Here is a 16,795-nt window from a genome sequence, read left to right as displayed (position 1 = left end):
GCAGGTGCACCCATCCATCATCAGCTGGTTTCGGCCCGCTGATGATGAGCCCGGAACATTTGCTGCCAGTCTGTTTGTTCGCTCCAGATTTGCAAACGCTCAATAGCTGACATTAGCTGGTCTTTCTGCAGTTCCATGTCAGGCGCTGAGCATTTGAGGGCGGCTTCCAGCTGGTTTGCGGCAGTTCGCAGTTCCGGAACACCGCAGTAGCGCGTGGCACCGTGCAGCTTATGCACGCACTCCAGCAGGCCGGCCAGATCACCAGTATTCCAGAGCTGGTTAATACTGTTGAAATCTGCCGGCAACTGTTCCAGCAGCATGCTGAACAACTCTTCCGCCAAATCTGTTTTCCCTGCCGCCAGTTGAATACCCTCATCCACACTTACGCACTCTCGCTGCATCTTCCGGGTGGAAGGTCTGAGGGCGCGCCTGGTGTCGCGCACCTCCGGCACAGGAATTCGGCCTGCTTCACCGGCGCTTTGGCAACGGTATCCGGTGCATTCGAAGATGGTATCTGCAAGCTGCCCGCTACTGATAGGCTTGGGCATATAGCCGTCAAAACCCTGCCGGGTCAAACGCCCCTGCTCATCCGCCAGGGCGTGTGCCGTGAGGGCAATAATGGCTGTTCTGTGGTTGCTGTTGTCCATGTCACGGATTCGGGCCGTTGTTTCTACTCCGTCCATGCCAGGCATCTGAAGATCCATGAACACCAGATCAAAGGACTTCTGCCTGGCTTTGCTCAGGGCCTCGAAGCCGCTTGAAGCGCCTTCTGCGTCTATTTGATAATCCTGCAACAGGGTCATGACCAGCTTGAGGTTGGCATCGTTGTCGTCCACTGCCAGTACGCGGGGCACATTCACCGGGGCGGGCAGTCGTGCGCTGTAGTCCTGGCGTGAAATGCCTTGTCCGGATGTGTTGATGCCGTGTACCAGGAGCAGCAATTCATCGTACAAGGCATCTCGACAAACGGGCTTTGTCAGGTGGCCACTGGCCAGCCCGGCCAGCGGGGTGTCATGGACGTCGAGGGTCGGTGTAAGAAGCAGGGTGCGGCAATCCCGCTCTATCTCCACCGCTCGCACCAGCCCGCAGTACTGGCTGGAATTGAGCAGATGCCGTGTAATACCAATGATAGCGACGGCGTACCCGGATTGGCTTTTCTGGGCCTCTTCAATCTTCTCCTGCATGGCGCTTGGGCAGGTAACGCGATCAACCGTCATTCCCCAGTCCCGCAGCAGGTGTTCAACGGCAAGGCCACAGGTTTTCTGGTGTTCCAGATAGATGGCCCGCTCGCCCCGCAAAGCGTCCCGGGGGGCGACGGCTTCGCCACTTGAGGACAGTTCTGGAGTTAGAGTGAACCAGAAGGTAGAGCCTTTGCCCAGTTCACTTTGCAAGCCAATCTGGCCACCCATTTCTTCCACCAGGCGCTTGGAAATGGCCAGCCCAAGGCCTGTGCCACCATATTGCCTTGCGGTAGATGCATCGGCCTGGCTGAAGGCGTTGAACAGCGATTGCTGCTGGGCCCGTGACAAGCCAACGCCAGAATCGGTAATGCTCAGGCGCAGGGTAACGCGGTTACCTTCTTTGTCTTCCTCTTCCAGGCTCGCCCGCAGAACGACTTCACCGGTCTGGGTAAACTTGATGGCGTTGTTGACGAGATTGGTAATTACCTGTTTTACCCGCAAAGGGTCGCCCATTATGTTATCGGGCACATCGTTGTAGACCAGCGGTACCAAATCGAGGTTTTTGCTATGGGCAGCGGGGGCCAGCATCACCATTACCTCTTCCACAATATCCCTGAGCTGGAAGGGAACACGGTCGAGAATCAGCTTGCCGGCTTCAATCTTGGAGAAATCCAGAATGTCGTTAATGATGGTGAGCAAAATTTCGGATGATTTGCGAATGGTGCTCAAATGATCCCTTTGTTGGCGCGGCAAGGGGCTTTTGAGTAGTAGTTCGGTAAAGCCGATAATCCCGTTCAGTGGTGTCCGGATCTCATGGGACATATTTGCCAGGAATTCAGATTTTATGCGGCTGGCTTCCAGGGCTTCCTTGCGCGCGAAATCCAGCTCTATGTTCTGGATTTCAATGGTTTCCAGAGTCTCGCGCAGGTCTTCCGTGGCCTGATCAATGTTTTGCTGCATTTCGGCCTGGGCTTTGCTCAGCTCCTCTGCCATGGCATTAAGGCCCGATTCAAGCTGCTCGAATTCCGGGCCAGCCTTGGTATGAATGCGGGTGTCCAGCTTGCCTTCTTTAAGCTTTGCGACAGCTTCGTTGAGCTCGAACACTGGCCCGGTGAAGGCACGGCTCAAGCGCAGGGCGATCAGTAAACTGAAAATAACGCCACCCAGAACCAGCAGAAGGGAAATCAGTAAGGCTTTGTAGGTCTCTTTTTCCGTACGGATATGAGACATCTCCACTGCCACCCAGCCAAGCGGCTGCCTTTGCTCGGAGGAGGGCTGCTGTGAGCCCTGGTCGTGGATGGACTGAATGATCAGATCCTGGAGAAAAACAGGGTTCACAAAACGTGTACTGGTCTTGCGGGTAATCCGGCTTGCCTCTTCGCTGATCAGCTCTTTGCTGTCGAGGTTGTCTGAACTGCCGGGCCCAGTGTGCAGTAAACGACGGCGGTTGCTGTCGAAGAAGGTAATTGAGCGAACATCCTGCTCTTCCAGCAGGGCGCTGGAAAGATTGCTCAACAGACTGCGGTTCGCCGTGAACAGGCCATATTCTGAGCCAGCCGCGAGTTGGCGAGAGAGTGACTCGCCACGATCCTTCAGAAGGCTTTCAATATTGTTAACCCAGCTATAGGTAAAAAACATCCCTAGCATAAGGGTGGTGATAAGGGTGGGAACCAGAGTAACCACCAGCACCTTTTTGCGAATGCCCCAACGTCGCATACGAAATTCCTGAAAAATAACTTAACGCCACCTTTATGGGCGGGTTACGTCCTTGTAATAGTAGGTCATCCGGGCGCGGATGTTCTGAGTATCCAAGCCGGCGGAGCCGAAAAATACGTTGCTCATATAGCCTCCAGTCATGGTTTTAGCGAGAAGCTGTATTGGGCGACCGGGGCCATAAGGCGTATCATGCCACGCAAAAGTGTACCACAGGGTTCTCATATGCATTTTCCAACAGTTGAAGATTATGTCGGGCATACGCCTCTGGTTCGATTGCAGCGTCTTCCTGGCGAGACCAGCAATGTAATTCTGGCAAAGCTGGAAGGCAATAACCCGGCGGGCTCTGTAAAAGACCGACCTGCTCTGGGAATGATTCAGGAAGCGGAGCGTCGCGGTGAGATTCAGCCCGGGGATACGCTGATTGAGGCGACCAGCGGTAATACCGGTATTGCTCTGGCAATGGCAGCCGCCATCAAGGGTTACCGGCTGATACTTATTATGCCGGCCAACATGAGCGAAGAGCGCCGTGCATCCATGAGAGCCTACGGCGCCCGGATCATTACCGTGAGCCAGAAAGAAGGTATGGAAGTGGCCAGAGACATGGCTTTGAAAATGCAGGAGGAAGGCAAAGGCAAGGTGCTGGATCAGTTCAGTAACCAGGACAACCCACTGTCGCATTACCGCACCACAGGCCCTGAAATCTGGGAGCAGACGGCGGGGCGGGTAACGCACTTTGTCAGTTCCATGGGTACCACCGGTACTATTATGGGCGTGTCCCGTTACCTGAAAGAGCGCAACCCGGATATCAGCATCATTGGCCTGCAGCCAAAAGAGGGTGCTTCCATACCGGGAATCCGCCGCTGGCCTGAAGCTTACCTGCCCAGCATATACGATGCTGCCCGGGTGGATCAGGTACTCGATATTGGCCAGCAAGAAGCCGAGGACACCATGCGTGCGCTTGCTGAGCGAGAAGGGATTTTCTGTGGCGTATCATCCGGCGGCTCAGTTGCCGCTGCACTTCGACTGTCTGCCCAGGTTGAAAACGCCATTATCGTAGCCATTATCTGTGACCGCGGCGACCGCTATTTATCCACGGGTGTGTTTCCAAACACCTGAACCTGACTGACGACACCAAGAGAACAGATTATGAGCAGACGACGCAGGAAGGCACTTCCTACGGAACCCGTACGCTGTGAAGTGGACAAGCTAAGCCATGATGGCCGCGGCATAGCTCGTCAGGACGGAAAAATCCTGTTTGTCGATGGTGCCTTGCCCGGTGAAACGGTGATGGCCAAAGTGGTGTCCAGCCGCAGCAAATTTGATGAGCTGCGTACCCTTGAGGTGCTGGAGTCTGCACCGGACCGCCAAACACCTCCATGCGAGTTCGCAGATCTGTGCGGTGGTTGTAGTCTTCAGCACATGAGTAGCGATGCCCAGATCCGCTTCAAGGAAGACACACTGCGTGAACAGTTCGCGCACTTTGGCGGTATAGAGCCTGAGGAGTGGATTGAGCCGCTACGCCCTGACAGCACTTTGGCTTATCGGCGCAAGGCGCGTATGGGTGTGCGTTATGTGAAGGCTCGCGAGTCGGTATTGGTTGGTTTCCGGGAGAAGCGCAACAGCTTCCTTACGGATATTGACCGGTGTGTGGTTTTGGACCCGCGCATTGGGGAGCGTATTGTTCCGCTGCGCGAGTTACTGCACAGCATGGATGCCTATGCCCGCATTCCCCAAGTGGAGATTGCCTGTGGCGATGATACAGCGGCTATGGTTTTCCGCAATATGGATGAACTGAGCAGTGGCGACCAGGAAAAACTGATTGCCTTTGGTCAGGCGCACGAACTGCATATTTATCTGCAGCCGAAAGGGCCGGATACTGTTCATCGCATCTGGCCGGAATCGGCCGGCCGGCAGGATGAGCGGCTCAGCTACCGGCTTGACGCCTTCGACCTGACCATGAAGTTCCATCCCATGGACTTTACCCAAGTCAATGCAGATATTAACAAGGCCATGGTACACAGGGCTGTGGAGTGGCTGGATGTGCAGCCAGGTGAGCGGGTTCTGGATCTGTTCTGCGGGTTAGGCAACTTTACACTGCCACTTGCGCGCAAGGGCGGGCAGGTGATTGGCGTTGAAGGCGACGATGCGATGGTTGTGCGGGGCCGGGAGAATGCGGAACTGAACGGGCTTACGAACGTAGCGTTCCACGGCGCGGATCTGCACGGAGATTTTACCGGCCAGAGCTGGGCGCAGGAGGGGTTTGATAAAATCCTGATCGATCCGCCCCGGTCGGGGGCAGAAGAAATCTGCAAGTACCTGACCGCATTCGGCGCCAAGACCATTGTGTATGTGTCCTGTAACCCTGCCACCCTGGCCAGGGATGCGGGTGTAATGGCCCGAAATGGGTACCGGTTGGTACGTGCTGGAGTGATGGATATGTTTCCTCACACCACGCATGTGGAGTCGATTGCGCTGTTTGAGCGCGACTGACAATGAATGTTGTTGTGCGCAGCAAAGGACTGCTGCGTGAACCACCAGGAATAACAAAACAGATATGGTAAAAGTTCGCGAAGACTACGCAGTGGATGGCGATGGCCAGATTGATATCGATGGTTGGGTTCAGCAGATTTCATCGCAGACCCACCTGGATGATGTGGCGCAATTCCGCAGGGCTTGCGAAAAAGCTGCTGAAATAGATCTGCAGGCGTACCGTGAAGACCGCCTGTGGGCGGCTGGTTCCAGCAGCTTTCGCATTGGCATAGAAATGGCTCAGGTGCTTGCAGAGCTGCGCTTGGATCAAACCAGCCTGGTTGCCGCCATTCTCTACCGGGCAGTACGGGAAGAGCGAGTTGCTCTTGAGGTTATCCGCAAGGAGTTTGGTGACGAAGTGGCCATGCTGATCAACGGTGTTCAGCAAATGGCAGCCATCTCCTCGATTCATCATCCGCTTAAAGGCAATGTGCTTGGGCAAAGTGAGGGCCAGCTGGACAATGTCCGCAAAATGCTGGTCACCATGATTGATGATGTCCGGGTGGCGTTAATCAAACTTGCGGAACGCACCTGTGCTATCCGCGGGGTCAAGAATGCGCCGGAAGAAAAGCGCATGCGGGTGGCCCGGGAAGTATTTGATATCTACGCGCCCCTGGCCCATCGCCTGGGTATCGGGCACATCAAGTGGGAGCTGGAAGATCTGTCCTTTCGCTATCTCCATGAGACTGCGTACAAGAAAATCGCAAAGCTTCTGGATGAAAAACGCCTTGATCGCGAGGAGTATATTCGCCGTGTTATCAGCACGCTTCAGGCTGAGCTGAAAGCTTCTGGTATCAACGCTGAACTTTCCGGTCGCGCCAAGCATATCTACAGCATCTGGCGGAAAATGCGCATAAAGGGCATCGACTTTTCTCAGGTGTACGACATCAGAGCTGTGCGCATACTGGTGCCGGAAGTTAAAGACTGCTACGCGGCACTTGGGATTGTGCATGCACTCTGGCGCCACATACCCAATGAATTTGATGACTACGTGGCCAACCCCAAGGAAAATGGTTACCAGTCTCTGCACACGGCGGTTATCGGGCCTGATGGCAAGGTAATGGAGGTTCAGATTCGCACCCACAGCATGCATGAAGATGCCGAGTTGGGAGTGTGTGCTCACTGGCTTTACAAGGGTACGGATAAAAATCAGAAAGCATCCGGCTATGAAGCCAAGATCAACTGGCTTCGCCAGGTGCTGGAGTGGCAGGAGGAATTGGGCGATCTCTCCGGGCTGGCTGATCATCTTAAAACGGACGTTGTATCAGACCGGATATACGTCTTCACGCCCGATGGGCATGTGGTTGATTTGCCTCAGGGCGCTACTCCTGTGGATTTCGCCTACCGGGTGCACACCGAGATAGGCCATGCCTGCCGCGGTGCACGGGTAGATAGCCGGATAGTGCCGCTGACCTACCCGCTGAAAACCGGGGAGCAGGTATTCGTGCTCACCTCCAAGAATAATCCCGCTCCAAGCCGGGACTGGCTGAACCCAAGCCTTGGGTATCTCCAAACGTCCCGTGCAAGAGCCAAGGTTACTCACTGGTTCAAGCAGCAGAATCGCGAACGTAACGTGACCGATGGGCGCGCCATCATTGAAGACGAGCTCAGGCGCTTGTCGTTGCACGACGTGGATTTCGGCCAGGTGGCGGTAAAAGTAAACTATCACAACGCCGAAGATATGTTTGCCGCAGTGGGTGCAGGCGACCTGCGGCCGGCGCATGTGGCCAATGTTGCCCAGCAAATGCTGGAACCGAAATCGGAACAGCTTGATCTGAAGCTGACTGCCCAGCGCCGTAAGCCATACGATACCGAATCGGATATTCACATACTGGGTGTAGGCAAGCTGAAAACCCAGGTGGCGAAGTGCTGCAAGCCTCTGCCGGGGGACGCTATAGGTGGCTACATTACCGTCGGGCGGGGAGTAACGGTTCACCGGCAGGATTGCCTTACCTTCCTGAACTTGCAGGAATTCGAGCCGAACCGGATTATTGAAGTGAGTTGGGGTGGCCAGCAAGCCTCTGTTTACCCGGTGGATATCGAAATCGAAGCCTACGACAGGTCGGGTCTGCTGCGTGATATTACCCAGGTATTGTCCTTGTCAAAGAGTGATGTTCTGGCGCTTCATACCATGACGAACCGGGATGACAACACCGCAACCATGATTGTGACGGTAGAAATCTCCAGCCTGGAACAGTTGGCGCGGTTGCTGGCCCAGATTCGTAACCTGCCCAATATTATTGACGTCAGGCGTAAGCGCTCATGACTTACTCCATTGACGATTTGAAAGTATTGATGGCCCGGCTGCGTGACCCTGAAACCGGTTGCCCCTGGGATACAAAACAAACGTTCAAAAGCATCGTGCCCCATACGCTGGAAGAGGCCCACGAAGTGGCGGATGCCATTGAGCGGGAGGATTACGGTAACCTCAAGGATGAGCTGGGTGATCTGTTGTTTCAGGTGATCTTCTACTCGCAGATAGGGGATGAGGAAGGCCGCTTCAATTTTGATTCTGTGGTCGATAACCTGGTGCGCAAACTTGTTCGGCGACACCCTCATGTTTTTCCCGAGGGTACGCTGGAAAGCCGTATTGATCCGGATAACCGGCCGGACGAAGCCTGGATCAAAGAGAGTTGGGAGCGTATCAAGGCGGAAGAACGGGCACAGGCGCAAAAAGCAGACGCAGCGGATGCGCCATCTCCAAGCCGGCTTGATGGCATTGCACGGGCACTGCCTGCGATGGTGCGTGCGGAAAAATTGCAGAAGCGGGCGGCAAGGCACGGGTTTGATTGGCCAAATATCGAGCCTGTTTTTGACAAGCTCCATGAAGAGATTGATGAGCTGAAAGAGGCCTGGCAGGCCGCCGAATCCGGGCAGGGTGAGCGCGATGCCGTTGAGGACGAACTGGGCGATGTGCTGTTTGTGTGTGTGAACCTCGCCCGCTTTATGAAGGTTAACCCGGAACAGGCAATTGGGCGCACCAATCACAAATTTGAGGCACGGTTCAGGGCCATTGAACAGGCGCTGGTTCAAGAAGGCCGCGACTTTGATGGGGAAACGCTCGAAGCACTCGATGATATCTGGCAGTCAGTCAAAGGTGTGGAAAAGAAGAGCTGATCCTTGGCTTCGTCTACACTGGTTGAAGCAGGAGCGCTGTTTGGGCTCTGAGTGTCACCAACAGGATGCAGGAGTCAGGTTTGATGAAAATAAAAGATCTGGTCAGATACTGGGACAAGCACGCAAGCCGAAAGCTTACTCGTGATACCCACCTTATGGCTTTGTCTGATCATCATCACCAGCAACTTGAGGCCTTATCGACCCTCTACCCACTGAAATCGCCTGAGGATTTGTTGCGCGACTTGATAACGGTGGCGCTTGATGAGATTGAAGCTGAGTTCCCCTATGTGCAGGGGGATCAGGTAGTTGCCTTTGACGAGGATGGCTTTGAACTGTATGAAGACAAAGGGCTTACACCGGAATTTGTGCGTCTTAGCCAAAAGCATATCAAGCGCCTGAAGGCTCGCCAGATCGAATCTGTAGCCTGATTACTCGCTCGCCATCGGTAAACTGGAATTAAACACCTACAGCTTATGCTTGCCCAACTTTTCTTTTAGCGGATTTCGGCTGGTCAGTTCGTCCAAGGCGGCAGCCACCATGTCATTGAGAATGTCGCTTTCGTTGCGATCGGGGTAAAGCTCGGCCAGAGCTGCAACTCTTGCAGCGTCTCCAAGGGGAAGCCTCAGGCTGTATTCATGAGTGCGCTCTGCAGGCTCTTTCTTTTGCTCCCATTGCTTGGGCAGATCTGTGACTTTCATGGTCGCTCCTCAGGCATCTAAACGCCAATAGACTTTTCCAGTCGTTCCTTAGTATCGTTAGTTTACTTTGTCTCCGTCAATCCATAAGGACGCCAATGTGACCGAGCTACACCCTGATCTCCGAGAAAATGTCCGAATGCTGGGCGAGTTGCTGGGGCAGAGCATACAGCGACACCCCGGCCGTGAATGTTATGACCTTATTGAGGAAATCCGGGCTGCTGCCAAATCGGACCGCCGGCAGGAAAGCGGCTCTGGCCAGCGACTGGTCAGCCTTCTGGGCAAATTAAGCGATGATGAGCTGTTACCGGTCACCAGAGCCTTCAACCAGTTTCTTAACCTTGCGAACCTGGCTGAGCAGTATCATGGTATTCGTCGCAAGCGCGGGCACCAGTCGGACCTTATGGTTGAGCCTTTGGCGGGCGTGTTCGAACGCTTGAAAACCAGCGGAGTGACGGCCGAAGCATTGCATAAATGTGTAGCCGATATGCGTGTGGAGTTTGTGCTAACGGCGCATCCCACAGAAGTCGCACGCCGCACATTGATCATGAAATACGATGAGATGTCGGAATGCTTGGCCCGTCTGGATCACGATGACCTGTTGCCGGCAGAACAGGATGCCATCACCGAGCGTTTGTCCCGGCTTGTGGCAGAAGCCTGGCACACAGATGAAATTCGACATGAGCGCCCTACGGCAGTTGATGAAGCCAAGTGGGGGTTTGCAGTTATCGAAAACAGCCTTTGGCAAGCTCTGCCCCGGTTTCTTGCCGATCTTGATACGTCGCTTCAGGACGCAACGGGCCAAGGGCTGCCATTGCAGGCAACGCCTGTGCGCATTGCATCCTGGATGGGTGGCGACCGCGATGGCAATCCGAACGTCACCCATGAGGTAACCCGAAAGGTATTCCTGCTTGGGCGCTGGATGGCTGCCGATCTGTTTCTCCGCGACATCAAATCGCTGCGGGCTGAGCTTTCCATGTGGCAAGCAAACGATGAGCTGCGTGGCCTTGCCGGCGATTCCCGCGAACCCTACCGTCATGTGTTGGCGGAGCTTCGTGACCGGCTGATTAAAACCCGCGATTGGGCAGAAGCCTCTATCAACGGAGAGCCTGCCGATAGCAATGGCATATTGTTCGAAAATGAAGATCTCACTGCGCCGCTTGAACTTTGTTATCGCTCAATGGCGGAGTGCGGGCTTGAGCACATAGCCAAAGGTGCTTTGCTGGACACTATCCGCCGCGCCCATACGTTCGGCTTGCCATTGATTCGTCTCGATATCCGCCAGGAAGCCACCCGACACGCGGAAGCGGTTGCGGAAATGGTGGAGTATCTTGGCTTGGGTGATTACCTTTCATGGCCTGAAAAAGACCGACAGGCCTTCCTGGTTCGTGAGCTGCAGGGGCGTCGCCCGCTGGTCCCCCGGAACTGGGAGCCTTCCGAGCTGGTGCGTGAGGTTTTGGATACCTGCGAGGTGGTTGCACAGCAAACGCCGGAAGCGCTGGGCTCCTACGTTATTTCGATGGCCAGCAAGCCGTCTGATGTTCTGAGTGTCATCTTGCTGCTTCGTGAATCCGGCATGAAATTCCCCCTGCGTGTTGTGCCCTTGTTTGAAACCCTGGACGACCTGCAAGGTGCGCCTGAAAGCATGGCCGCCTTGTACGAGGTGGACTGGTACCGGGACTACTGCCAGGGACGTCAGGAGGTCATGATTGGTTACTCGGATTCGTCCAAGGATGCCGGCCAGCTAATGGCTGCCTGGGCGCAATACCAGGCCCAGGAAAAGCTTACTCAGGTGGCAGGTCGTTACGGCGTGCACCTGACTCTGTTCCATGGTCGGGGGGGAACTGTTGGCCGAGGTGGTGGACCCGCCAATCGTGCGATTCTTTCCCAGCCTCCCGGTTCGGTAAATGGCAGTTTCCGCATTACAGAACAGGGCGAAATGATCCGGTTCAAGTTCGGCCTGCCCCAGCTTGCGGTGCAAAGCCTGACGCTATACACCACAGCTGTTATTGAGGCGACTCTGGCACCACCACCTGAGCCAGAAGATGCATGGCGAGACACCATGGACTGGTTGACGGAGCGATCGCTCAAAGCTTATCGGGATGTGGTTCGGGAGAACCCGGATTTTGTACCCTATTTCCGCCAGGTAACCCCCGAGCAGGCTTTGGGAAAGCTGGCGTTGGGCAGCCGGCCAGCCAGGCGTAAAGCCAGCGGTGGAGTGGAAAGCTTGCGGGCTATTCCCTGGATTTTTGCCTGGACTCAAATGCGGCTAATGCTACCCAGCTGGCTTGGCAGCGACGTGGCGTTGGAAGATGCAGCTAAAGAGGGACGCTTGCCTGTCTTGCGTGAGATGATGCATGGCTGGCCGTTCTTCCGCACCTATGTAGACATGCTTGAAATGGTGTTGGCCAAGGCGGATCTGCGCATTGCCAGTTACTATGAGAAAACTCTGCTGGACGACGATAAGCTCAGAGCGCTCGGGGTAAGCCTGGGTGCTCGTCTTGAGGGCTGCGTTCAGCGCTTGCTGGAACTCAAGGAACAGGACAAGTTGCTGGAAGACGAGCCGGTTTTTGCTCACTCCATGCGCGTTCGCAACCCCTACACAGATCCCTTGCACTATCTTCAGGCAGAATTGTTGAGGCGTGACCGGGAGAGTGAAGGCAAAGGAGAGGTTCCTGAGCTGGTAGAACGAGCACTTAAGGTTACAATGGCGGGAATTTCCGCCGGAATGCGCAACACCGGCTAAATCGGCCGGGAATGGATAGAGGGGCAGAGGCGCCCCTGCCATGGATAACAGGAGTATTCTTTTGGCTCTCGCAGCGCGACTGGAGCGATTTTTTAATCAGCAAGGCATTGCTTATCAGGAGCGGCCCATCGGTCGGGCTAGCAGCCTGGATGAGGCCGTATCGGCCTTGGGCGAATCCCGGAAAAACGTCATTAAAGCAACACTGCTGATTGATATCAGTGGCATTGTTATGGCTGTGCACAAATTCGACAGTGCGCTTGATACAGAAGCTCTACACCAGTTGACAGGGCGCCATTTGCAACCCCTGACGGCGCAGCAGACCATGCGGTTGTTCGGTGATTGTGACCCCGGGTTTACGCCACCAATTGGCAATGCTTACGAGTTGCCAGTATTGCTGGATGAAGGTATCTCACAGGCTGAGCAGGTGTTGTTTTCCAGTGGCACAGATCACTCCATGGTAGAGCTGGATGGGCGCTCGTTGCGGCTGGCGATGGCCGGTAGCCGGGAAGGGAATCTGGCTATTCGCGGGCCGGGTAATAACGGTGGCCGGGATGCGCTGACGCTGGCAGAAGTCGCCAGCAAATTGAAAAAACTGTATCGATTGCCGCCTATGCCGGCACTGGCATTGCGTATTTTGCGCTTGACGTCCAACACCGAGGCCACGGCCCGGGAGCTGGCGGAGCTTATTGAGTTTGACCCTAGCCTGACGGCGCAGGTAATGCGCTATGCCCGGTCGGCGCTGTTCAATTACCCGGGCCAGATTAACTCTGTTCAGGATGCTGTAACCCGCGTGCTGGGCTTCGACCGGGTTGCCCACATAGCATTGGGCATTGCTTCAGTTCGTGCGTTCGATGTGCCCAAGGCGGGCATCCTGGGTATGGATAGTTTTTGGCGTCACTCACTTTACTGCGCTTTTGTGAGTCAACGCATGGCACCTCGCTGCGGTGCAGACAAAGGCTTGGCGTATTTGTGCGGCTTGTTGCACAACTTTGGTTTGTTGCTGGTTGGGCACTTGTTTCCGGCAGAATTCAAAGAGCTCAATAAGCTGCGAGAAGCCAACCCGGAAGCCAGCATGCAGTCTCTGGAGCAGCAGGTGTTCGGGCAGGGCGGTGAGCAGGAAATTATTTCTGTAGGTCACGGTGCCATTGGCGGAATTCTGCATCGTCTCTGGGAGTTGCCTGACCCGGTTGTCAAAGCTGCAGGCGTGCACCAGCAGCCAGGCTACCAAGGTGAGCATCAAAACTATGTGATGATGGTTCAGCTGGCTAACGCATTGCTGAAGGAGCGAGGCATTGGCGACGAGTTCAATTCAGATGATATTCCTGCCTTGCTGGATGGCCTGGGGTTGGAGCCAGGATTCGTGGATGAGTTGAATGTCGAAATTGATCAGGTGGCCCCGGAACTGGATGCCCTGGCATCGTCACTGAACACCTGATACTGGTCTTGCTAGCCTCCGTTATACGTCAGTTTTATGTAGATGATACGGAGGTCGACTTTCTCTGAAGTGCCTGACTTCGTATAATGCGCCATCGTCGAATTCGACCGACATCTGTTTCAACGGGAGAGGTTGTCGCAAAGGCACGGGTTTTTGCCACAGTTTTTCAAACTTTAATAACGAAAACGGGAGCACAGCTGTATGCGAATCATCATGTTAGGCGCACCAGGCGCGGGAAAGGGGACTCAGGCCCAATTTATAACTGAGCGTTTTGGTATTCCCCAGATTTCCACTGGCGATATGCTGCGGGCCGCTGTTAAAGCTGAAACTGAGCTTGGACTGCAGGTTAAAGAAGTGATGGCGACCGGCGGCCTGGTCTCTGATGACATCATTATTGCGCTGATTGAAGAGCGGGTTAAGAGCCCTGACTGCAAAAATGGATATTTGCTGGACGGCTTCCCGCGCACAATTCCCCAGGCTGAAGCTTTGAAAGATCAGGGCATTGTTATCGACTATGTTGTCGAGATCGCTGTCGACGACGAAGAGATTGTTAGCCGTTTGTCTGGTCGCCGTGTGCATGAGGGTAGTGGCCGGATTTATCACGTCAAATACGATCCACCCAAGGTGGAAGGTAAAGACGATGAAACGGGTGAGCCGCTGATGCAGCGTGCAGACGACAAGGAAGAAACCGTTCGCAAGCGCCTGAAGATCTACCACGATCAGACCGCGCCGTTGATCGGCTACTATCAGGATCTGGCCAAGACCCAGCCAGAAGTGGCACCAGAATATGTGAGCGTAGACGGTGTAGGCAGTCTGGACAGTATTCGCGAACAGATTAGTGCTCGCCTCAAGTAATCCATTGATGTTCTATCGAGGCCATTCACGCCTGTGAAACTTTTGGCACTGGACACCTCCTCAGAGGGCTGCTCTGCAGCCCTTTTTGTTGACGGTGAGGTTATCGAGAGGTTTGAGATTGCGCCCAGAGGCCATACACGCCTTCTGATGCCCATGCTGCGAGAGTTATTGGCGGAGCAAGGGCTTAAACCAGCCGATCTCGATGCCCTGGCATTTGCCCGTGGCCCGGGATCCTTTACTGGTGTCCGAATCGCCACGGGTGTGGTTCAGGGCCTGGCATGGGGGCTCAACCTTCCGGTTGTTCCGGTCTCTTCGCTTGAAACGGTTGCGCTTGGCGCTATTGAGGCCTTGCAGGTAAGTGAAGGCCAAGGCGTAGCTGTCGCCTTTGATGCCCGCATGAGCGAAGTCTACTGGGGCTGCTTTTTGAATCGCTCGGGCTTGCCAGAGCTGATTGGCGCGGAGCGCGTCTGTTCACCGTCCAGCGTTGTTCTGGAGCCCGGAATTGAAGAGTGGGCTGGTGCGGGCCAGGGTTGGGCATTTCGTGAAAAGATGCCCCCGGAGGCTTCAAGCCTGATCACTGCGGTGGATGAATCTCTCATTCCCCGGGCTGCCTGGGTTGCACGTCTGGCCGCGTTGAAGTTCAGTCAGGGATTGGCTGTGCCGGCAGAGCAGGCGCAACCGGTTTACATCCGCGATGAAGTTACCTGGAAGAAATTGCCGGGCCGTGAATAAGGTTTTTATCTGATGTCACGTCCTAACGCTTCGAAAGTCCCCTTTGACCACACACGTATTCCGTTGGCTGTCGCCCGAAGTCCGCTTGGCGATGATCACAAGGCCAAACTGCTTGGCTCTGATTTATCCTTGCCGTACCTTGGTGTTGTCCGCCCGAAAGATGTGCAGCAGGCTGATGCCTTACTGTTTCTGGACGAGAACGGATTGTGTCTGCAAGTAGCCGGAAAAGGCGCACCAGGCCCTGTGAGAGCAGAGTTTGTGACCGGCAAGATGGGATACCGTCGTGAGCATGGTGGAGGCTCCGGCCAGCTTGTTGCGCGCGCTGTTGGCTTACAGAAAGCCAAAGCAGGCTTGCATGTTCTGGATGCCACTGCTGGCTTGGGTCAGGACGCGTTCGTGCTCGCTAGCCTTGGTTGTCATGTCAGCCTGTTTGAACGTAACCCCGTGATTCATGCGTTGCTGGCGGATGGTTTGGCCCGGGCAGCCCTGAATATGGATTGCGCACCCATCATCGCCCGAATGACACTGAGGGCCGGGAGTAGCATTGACTGGTTGACTAGCGTTGAAGAGGCCTCAGAAGTGGCCGATGTTATCTATCTCGACCCCATGTTTCCCCACAGGGACAAATCTGCGCTGGTGAAGAAAGAAATGCAGGTGTTCCGAACGGTAGTAGGGGATGACGACGACTCAGAAGCTTTGTTGAACGCTGCACTGGCCACCGCAACCTATCGCGTGGTGGTTAAACGCCCACGGAAGGCCCCGGCGATCCCCGGGCCTGAGCCGAGCACCCGGGTAGAGGGCAAGAGTAGCCGTTACGATATCTACCCTGTCCGCGCATTACCCTCGCGCTAGCCCTCTAGCCGATCCTTTGCCCACCGACGCTCCGCGTTACGATGCCACTACAAGCCATGACTGACCTCCTCAGATACATTTTGGCCTAACCTGGCCTCCAGGTTTGAAGCTGGTGTTGTAGTTCCTGTGATATTCGAAGATCCGAATCTAACCAGCACGGGCGCGCATGCTGCAGGAGTTATACGAACGCGTTCGCAAAACTCCAGAAATCTCCAAAGAAAAGAAGGTAACTATCTGATAGGGTTGGAAAGTTGAAGCAGGAAGGGTGGAGTTATACGCCCGTGGTGGGAGCAGGAGTGGCTCGAAATAGGGCGTATAACTCCGGCGGTAGTCGTGGTAATTGGTCCTCAAGATTTTGTTTTTATTTGGAAAATCGTGTTTTCTTGAGTGTGTTTGAATGGAGTTTTACGAATAAGTGATATACGAACTCGTTCGTATAATTAGCTGTTAATTTCAAGGAGATTGTCGGTATATGGAAGTAAGCACTCAAGAACGTATCATCGCTGGCACGGTGCCATTGGTCAGCTTGATCATTTTCTATACCTATTTCTGGCTGTATGTACCATTGGTTATTCTTTTCCTGCTATTGGCTCGTCGTTTCGAATTTACGCATAGCAAGATGACTCTGCTGAAGTTCATGGATCTTTGGCTATCAACATTTATTTACCTCATGCTTCTGGCGGCACTAGTTGTTGGGGTTCGTATTGCGGTTCGTGACGCAGGCACGAGCATCCCTTACCTTTCAGGCGATGGTCTCAAAAATATACTCATGCTGGTTGGTATGGGCTTGAGCATCGTTGCAACCGTGTTCCTTTCAGTTGCAGGGTTTCGTGGGAGAAATTTAAAAATTCCAGGCCTGGTTCGGCCGTTTGAATACTGGATCGGGCGCAGTGCTACACCCACAAATTAACAAGTCGCAGCAGTTTGCGGCCGATGG

The 16,795-nt window shown here is 54.6% G+C and carries 13 protein-coding genes; 11 read left to right on the top strand and 2 right to left on the bottom strand.

Annotation, left to right across the window (positions count from 1 at the left end; all coding sequences use genetic code 11):
* Positions 1–20: 20 nt before the first annotated feature.
* Complete coding sequence (locus tag FE848_RS06220) at positions 21–2,897, bottom strand: ATP-binding protein (protein ID WP_200201894.1); 2,877 nt, start codon at positions 2,895–2,897, stop codon at positions 21–23.
* Between the two features lie 222 nt (positions 2,898–3,119).
* On the opposite strand from FE848_RS06220, the gene cysM reads away from it, so the two are divergent.
* From cysM to FE848_RS06195, 5 genes are all read left to right on the top strand, one after another.
* Positions 3,120–4,013: a cysteine synthase CysM gene (cysM, locus tag FE848_RS06215; RefSeq protein WP_200201893.1), complete on the top strand. Its 894-nt coding sequence runs from the start codon at positions 3,120–3,122 to the stop codon at positions 4,011–4,013.
* A 30-nt stretch (positions 4,014–4,043) separates the two neighbouring features.
* On the top strand, positions 4,044–5,387 hold the full coding sequence (gene rlmD / locus FE848_RS06210) for a 23S rRNA (uracil(1939)-C(5))-methyltransferase RlmD (protein ID WP_200201892.1): 1,344 nt from the start codon (positions 4,044–4,046) through the stop codon (positions 5,385–5,387).
* 64 nt (positions 5,388–5,451) lie between these two features.
* A complete protein-coding gene (gene relA / locus FE848_RS06205) occupies positions 5,452–7,692 on the top strand; it encodes a GTP diphosphokinase (protein ID WP_200201891.1) in 2,241 nt (746 codons plus the stop codon).
* The gene (gene mazG, locus FE848_RS06200) at positions 7,689–8,543 is read left to right on the top strand and encodes a nucleoside triphosphate pyrophosphohydrolase (protein ID WP_200201890.1); all 855 of its coding nucleotides are present in this window, start codon (positions 7,689–7,691) and stop codon (positions 8,541–8,543) included. Before relA ends, mazG begins: the two co-directional genes overlap by 4 nt.
* Before the next feature lie 83 nt (positions 8,544–8,626).
* Positions 8,627–8,971, top strand: a complete 345-nt coding sequence (locus tag FE848_RS06195; protein WP_200201889.1) for a pilin assembly protein — start codon at positions 8,627–8,629, stop codon at positions 8,969–8,971.
* Positions 8,972–9,007: 36 nt separating this feature from the next.
* Here the strand turns inward: FE848_RS06195 and FE848_RS06190 are convergent, their stop codons facing one another.
* Positions 9,008–9,241: a hypothetical protein gene (locus FE848_RS06190; protein WP_200201888.1), complete on the bottom strand. Its 234-nt coding sequence runs from the start codon at positions 9,239–9,241 to the stop codon at positions 9,008–9,010.
* Between the two features lie 97 nt (positions 9,242–9,338).
* Between FE848_RS06190 and ppc the strand changes: the two genes are divergently transcribed.
* The 6 genes from ppc to FE848_RS06160 all read left to right on the top strand — a co-directional run bounded on the left by ppc (position 9,339) and on the right by FE848_RS06160 (position 16,768).
* Positions 9,339–11,984, top strand: a complete 2,646-nt coding sequence (gene ppc, locus FE848_RS06185; RefSeq protein ID WP_200201887.1) for a phosphoenolpyruvate carboxylase — start codon at positions 9,339–9,341, stop codon at positions 11,982–11,984.
* A gap of 61 nt (positions 11,985–12,045) precedes the next feature.
* Positions 12,046–13,419, top strand: coding sequence for an HDOD domain-containing protein (locus tag FE848_RS06180; protein ID WP_200202112.1), 1,374 nt, complete (start codon positions 12,046–12,048; stop codon positions 13,417–13,419).
* A 201-nt stretch (positions 13,420–13,620) separates the two neighbouring features.
* Positions 13,621–14,274, top strand: coding sequence for an adenylate kinase (gene adk, locus FE848_RS06175; protein WP_200201886.1), 654 nt, complete (start codon positions 13,621–13,623; stop codon positions 14,272–14,274).
* Positions 14,275–14,307: 33 nt separating this feature from the next.
* Positions 14,308–15,006, top strand: coding sequence for a tRNA (adenosine(37)-N6)-threonylcarbamoyltransferase complex dimerization subunit type 1 TsaB (gene tsaB, locus FE848_RS06170; RefSeq protein ID WP_200201885.1), 699 nt, complete (start codon positions 14,308–14,310; stop codon positions 15,004–15,006).
* Positions 15,007–15,018: 12 nt separating this feature from the next.
* On the top strand, positions 15,019–15,858 hold the full coding sequence (locus tag FE848_RS06165; protein WP_200201884.1) for a class I SAM-dependent methyltransferase: 840 nt from the start codon (positions 15,019–15,021) through the stop codon (positions 15,856–15,858).
* 472 nt (positions 15,859–16,330) lie between these two features.
* Positions 16,331–16,768 (top strand): hypothetical protein, encoded by a 438-nt coding sequence (locus FE848_RS06160; protein ID WP_200201883.1) that lies wholly within the window; start codon positions 16,331–16,333, stop codon positions 16,766–16,768.
* Positions 16,769–16,795 lie beyond the last annotated feature (27 nt).

It is taken from the genome of Marinobacter sp. 1-3A (assembly GCF_016597775.1).
Taxonomy (GTDB): domain Bacteria; phylum Pseudomonadota; class Gammaproteobacteria; order Pseudomonadales; family Oleiphilaceae; genus Marinobacter; species Marinobacter xiaoshiensis.
The sequence above is the reverse complement of the archived record's forward strand: the minus strand, read 5'-3'. Positions and strand labels throughout refer to the sequence as shown.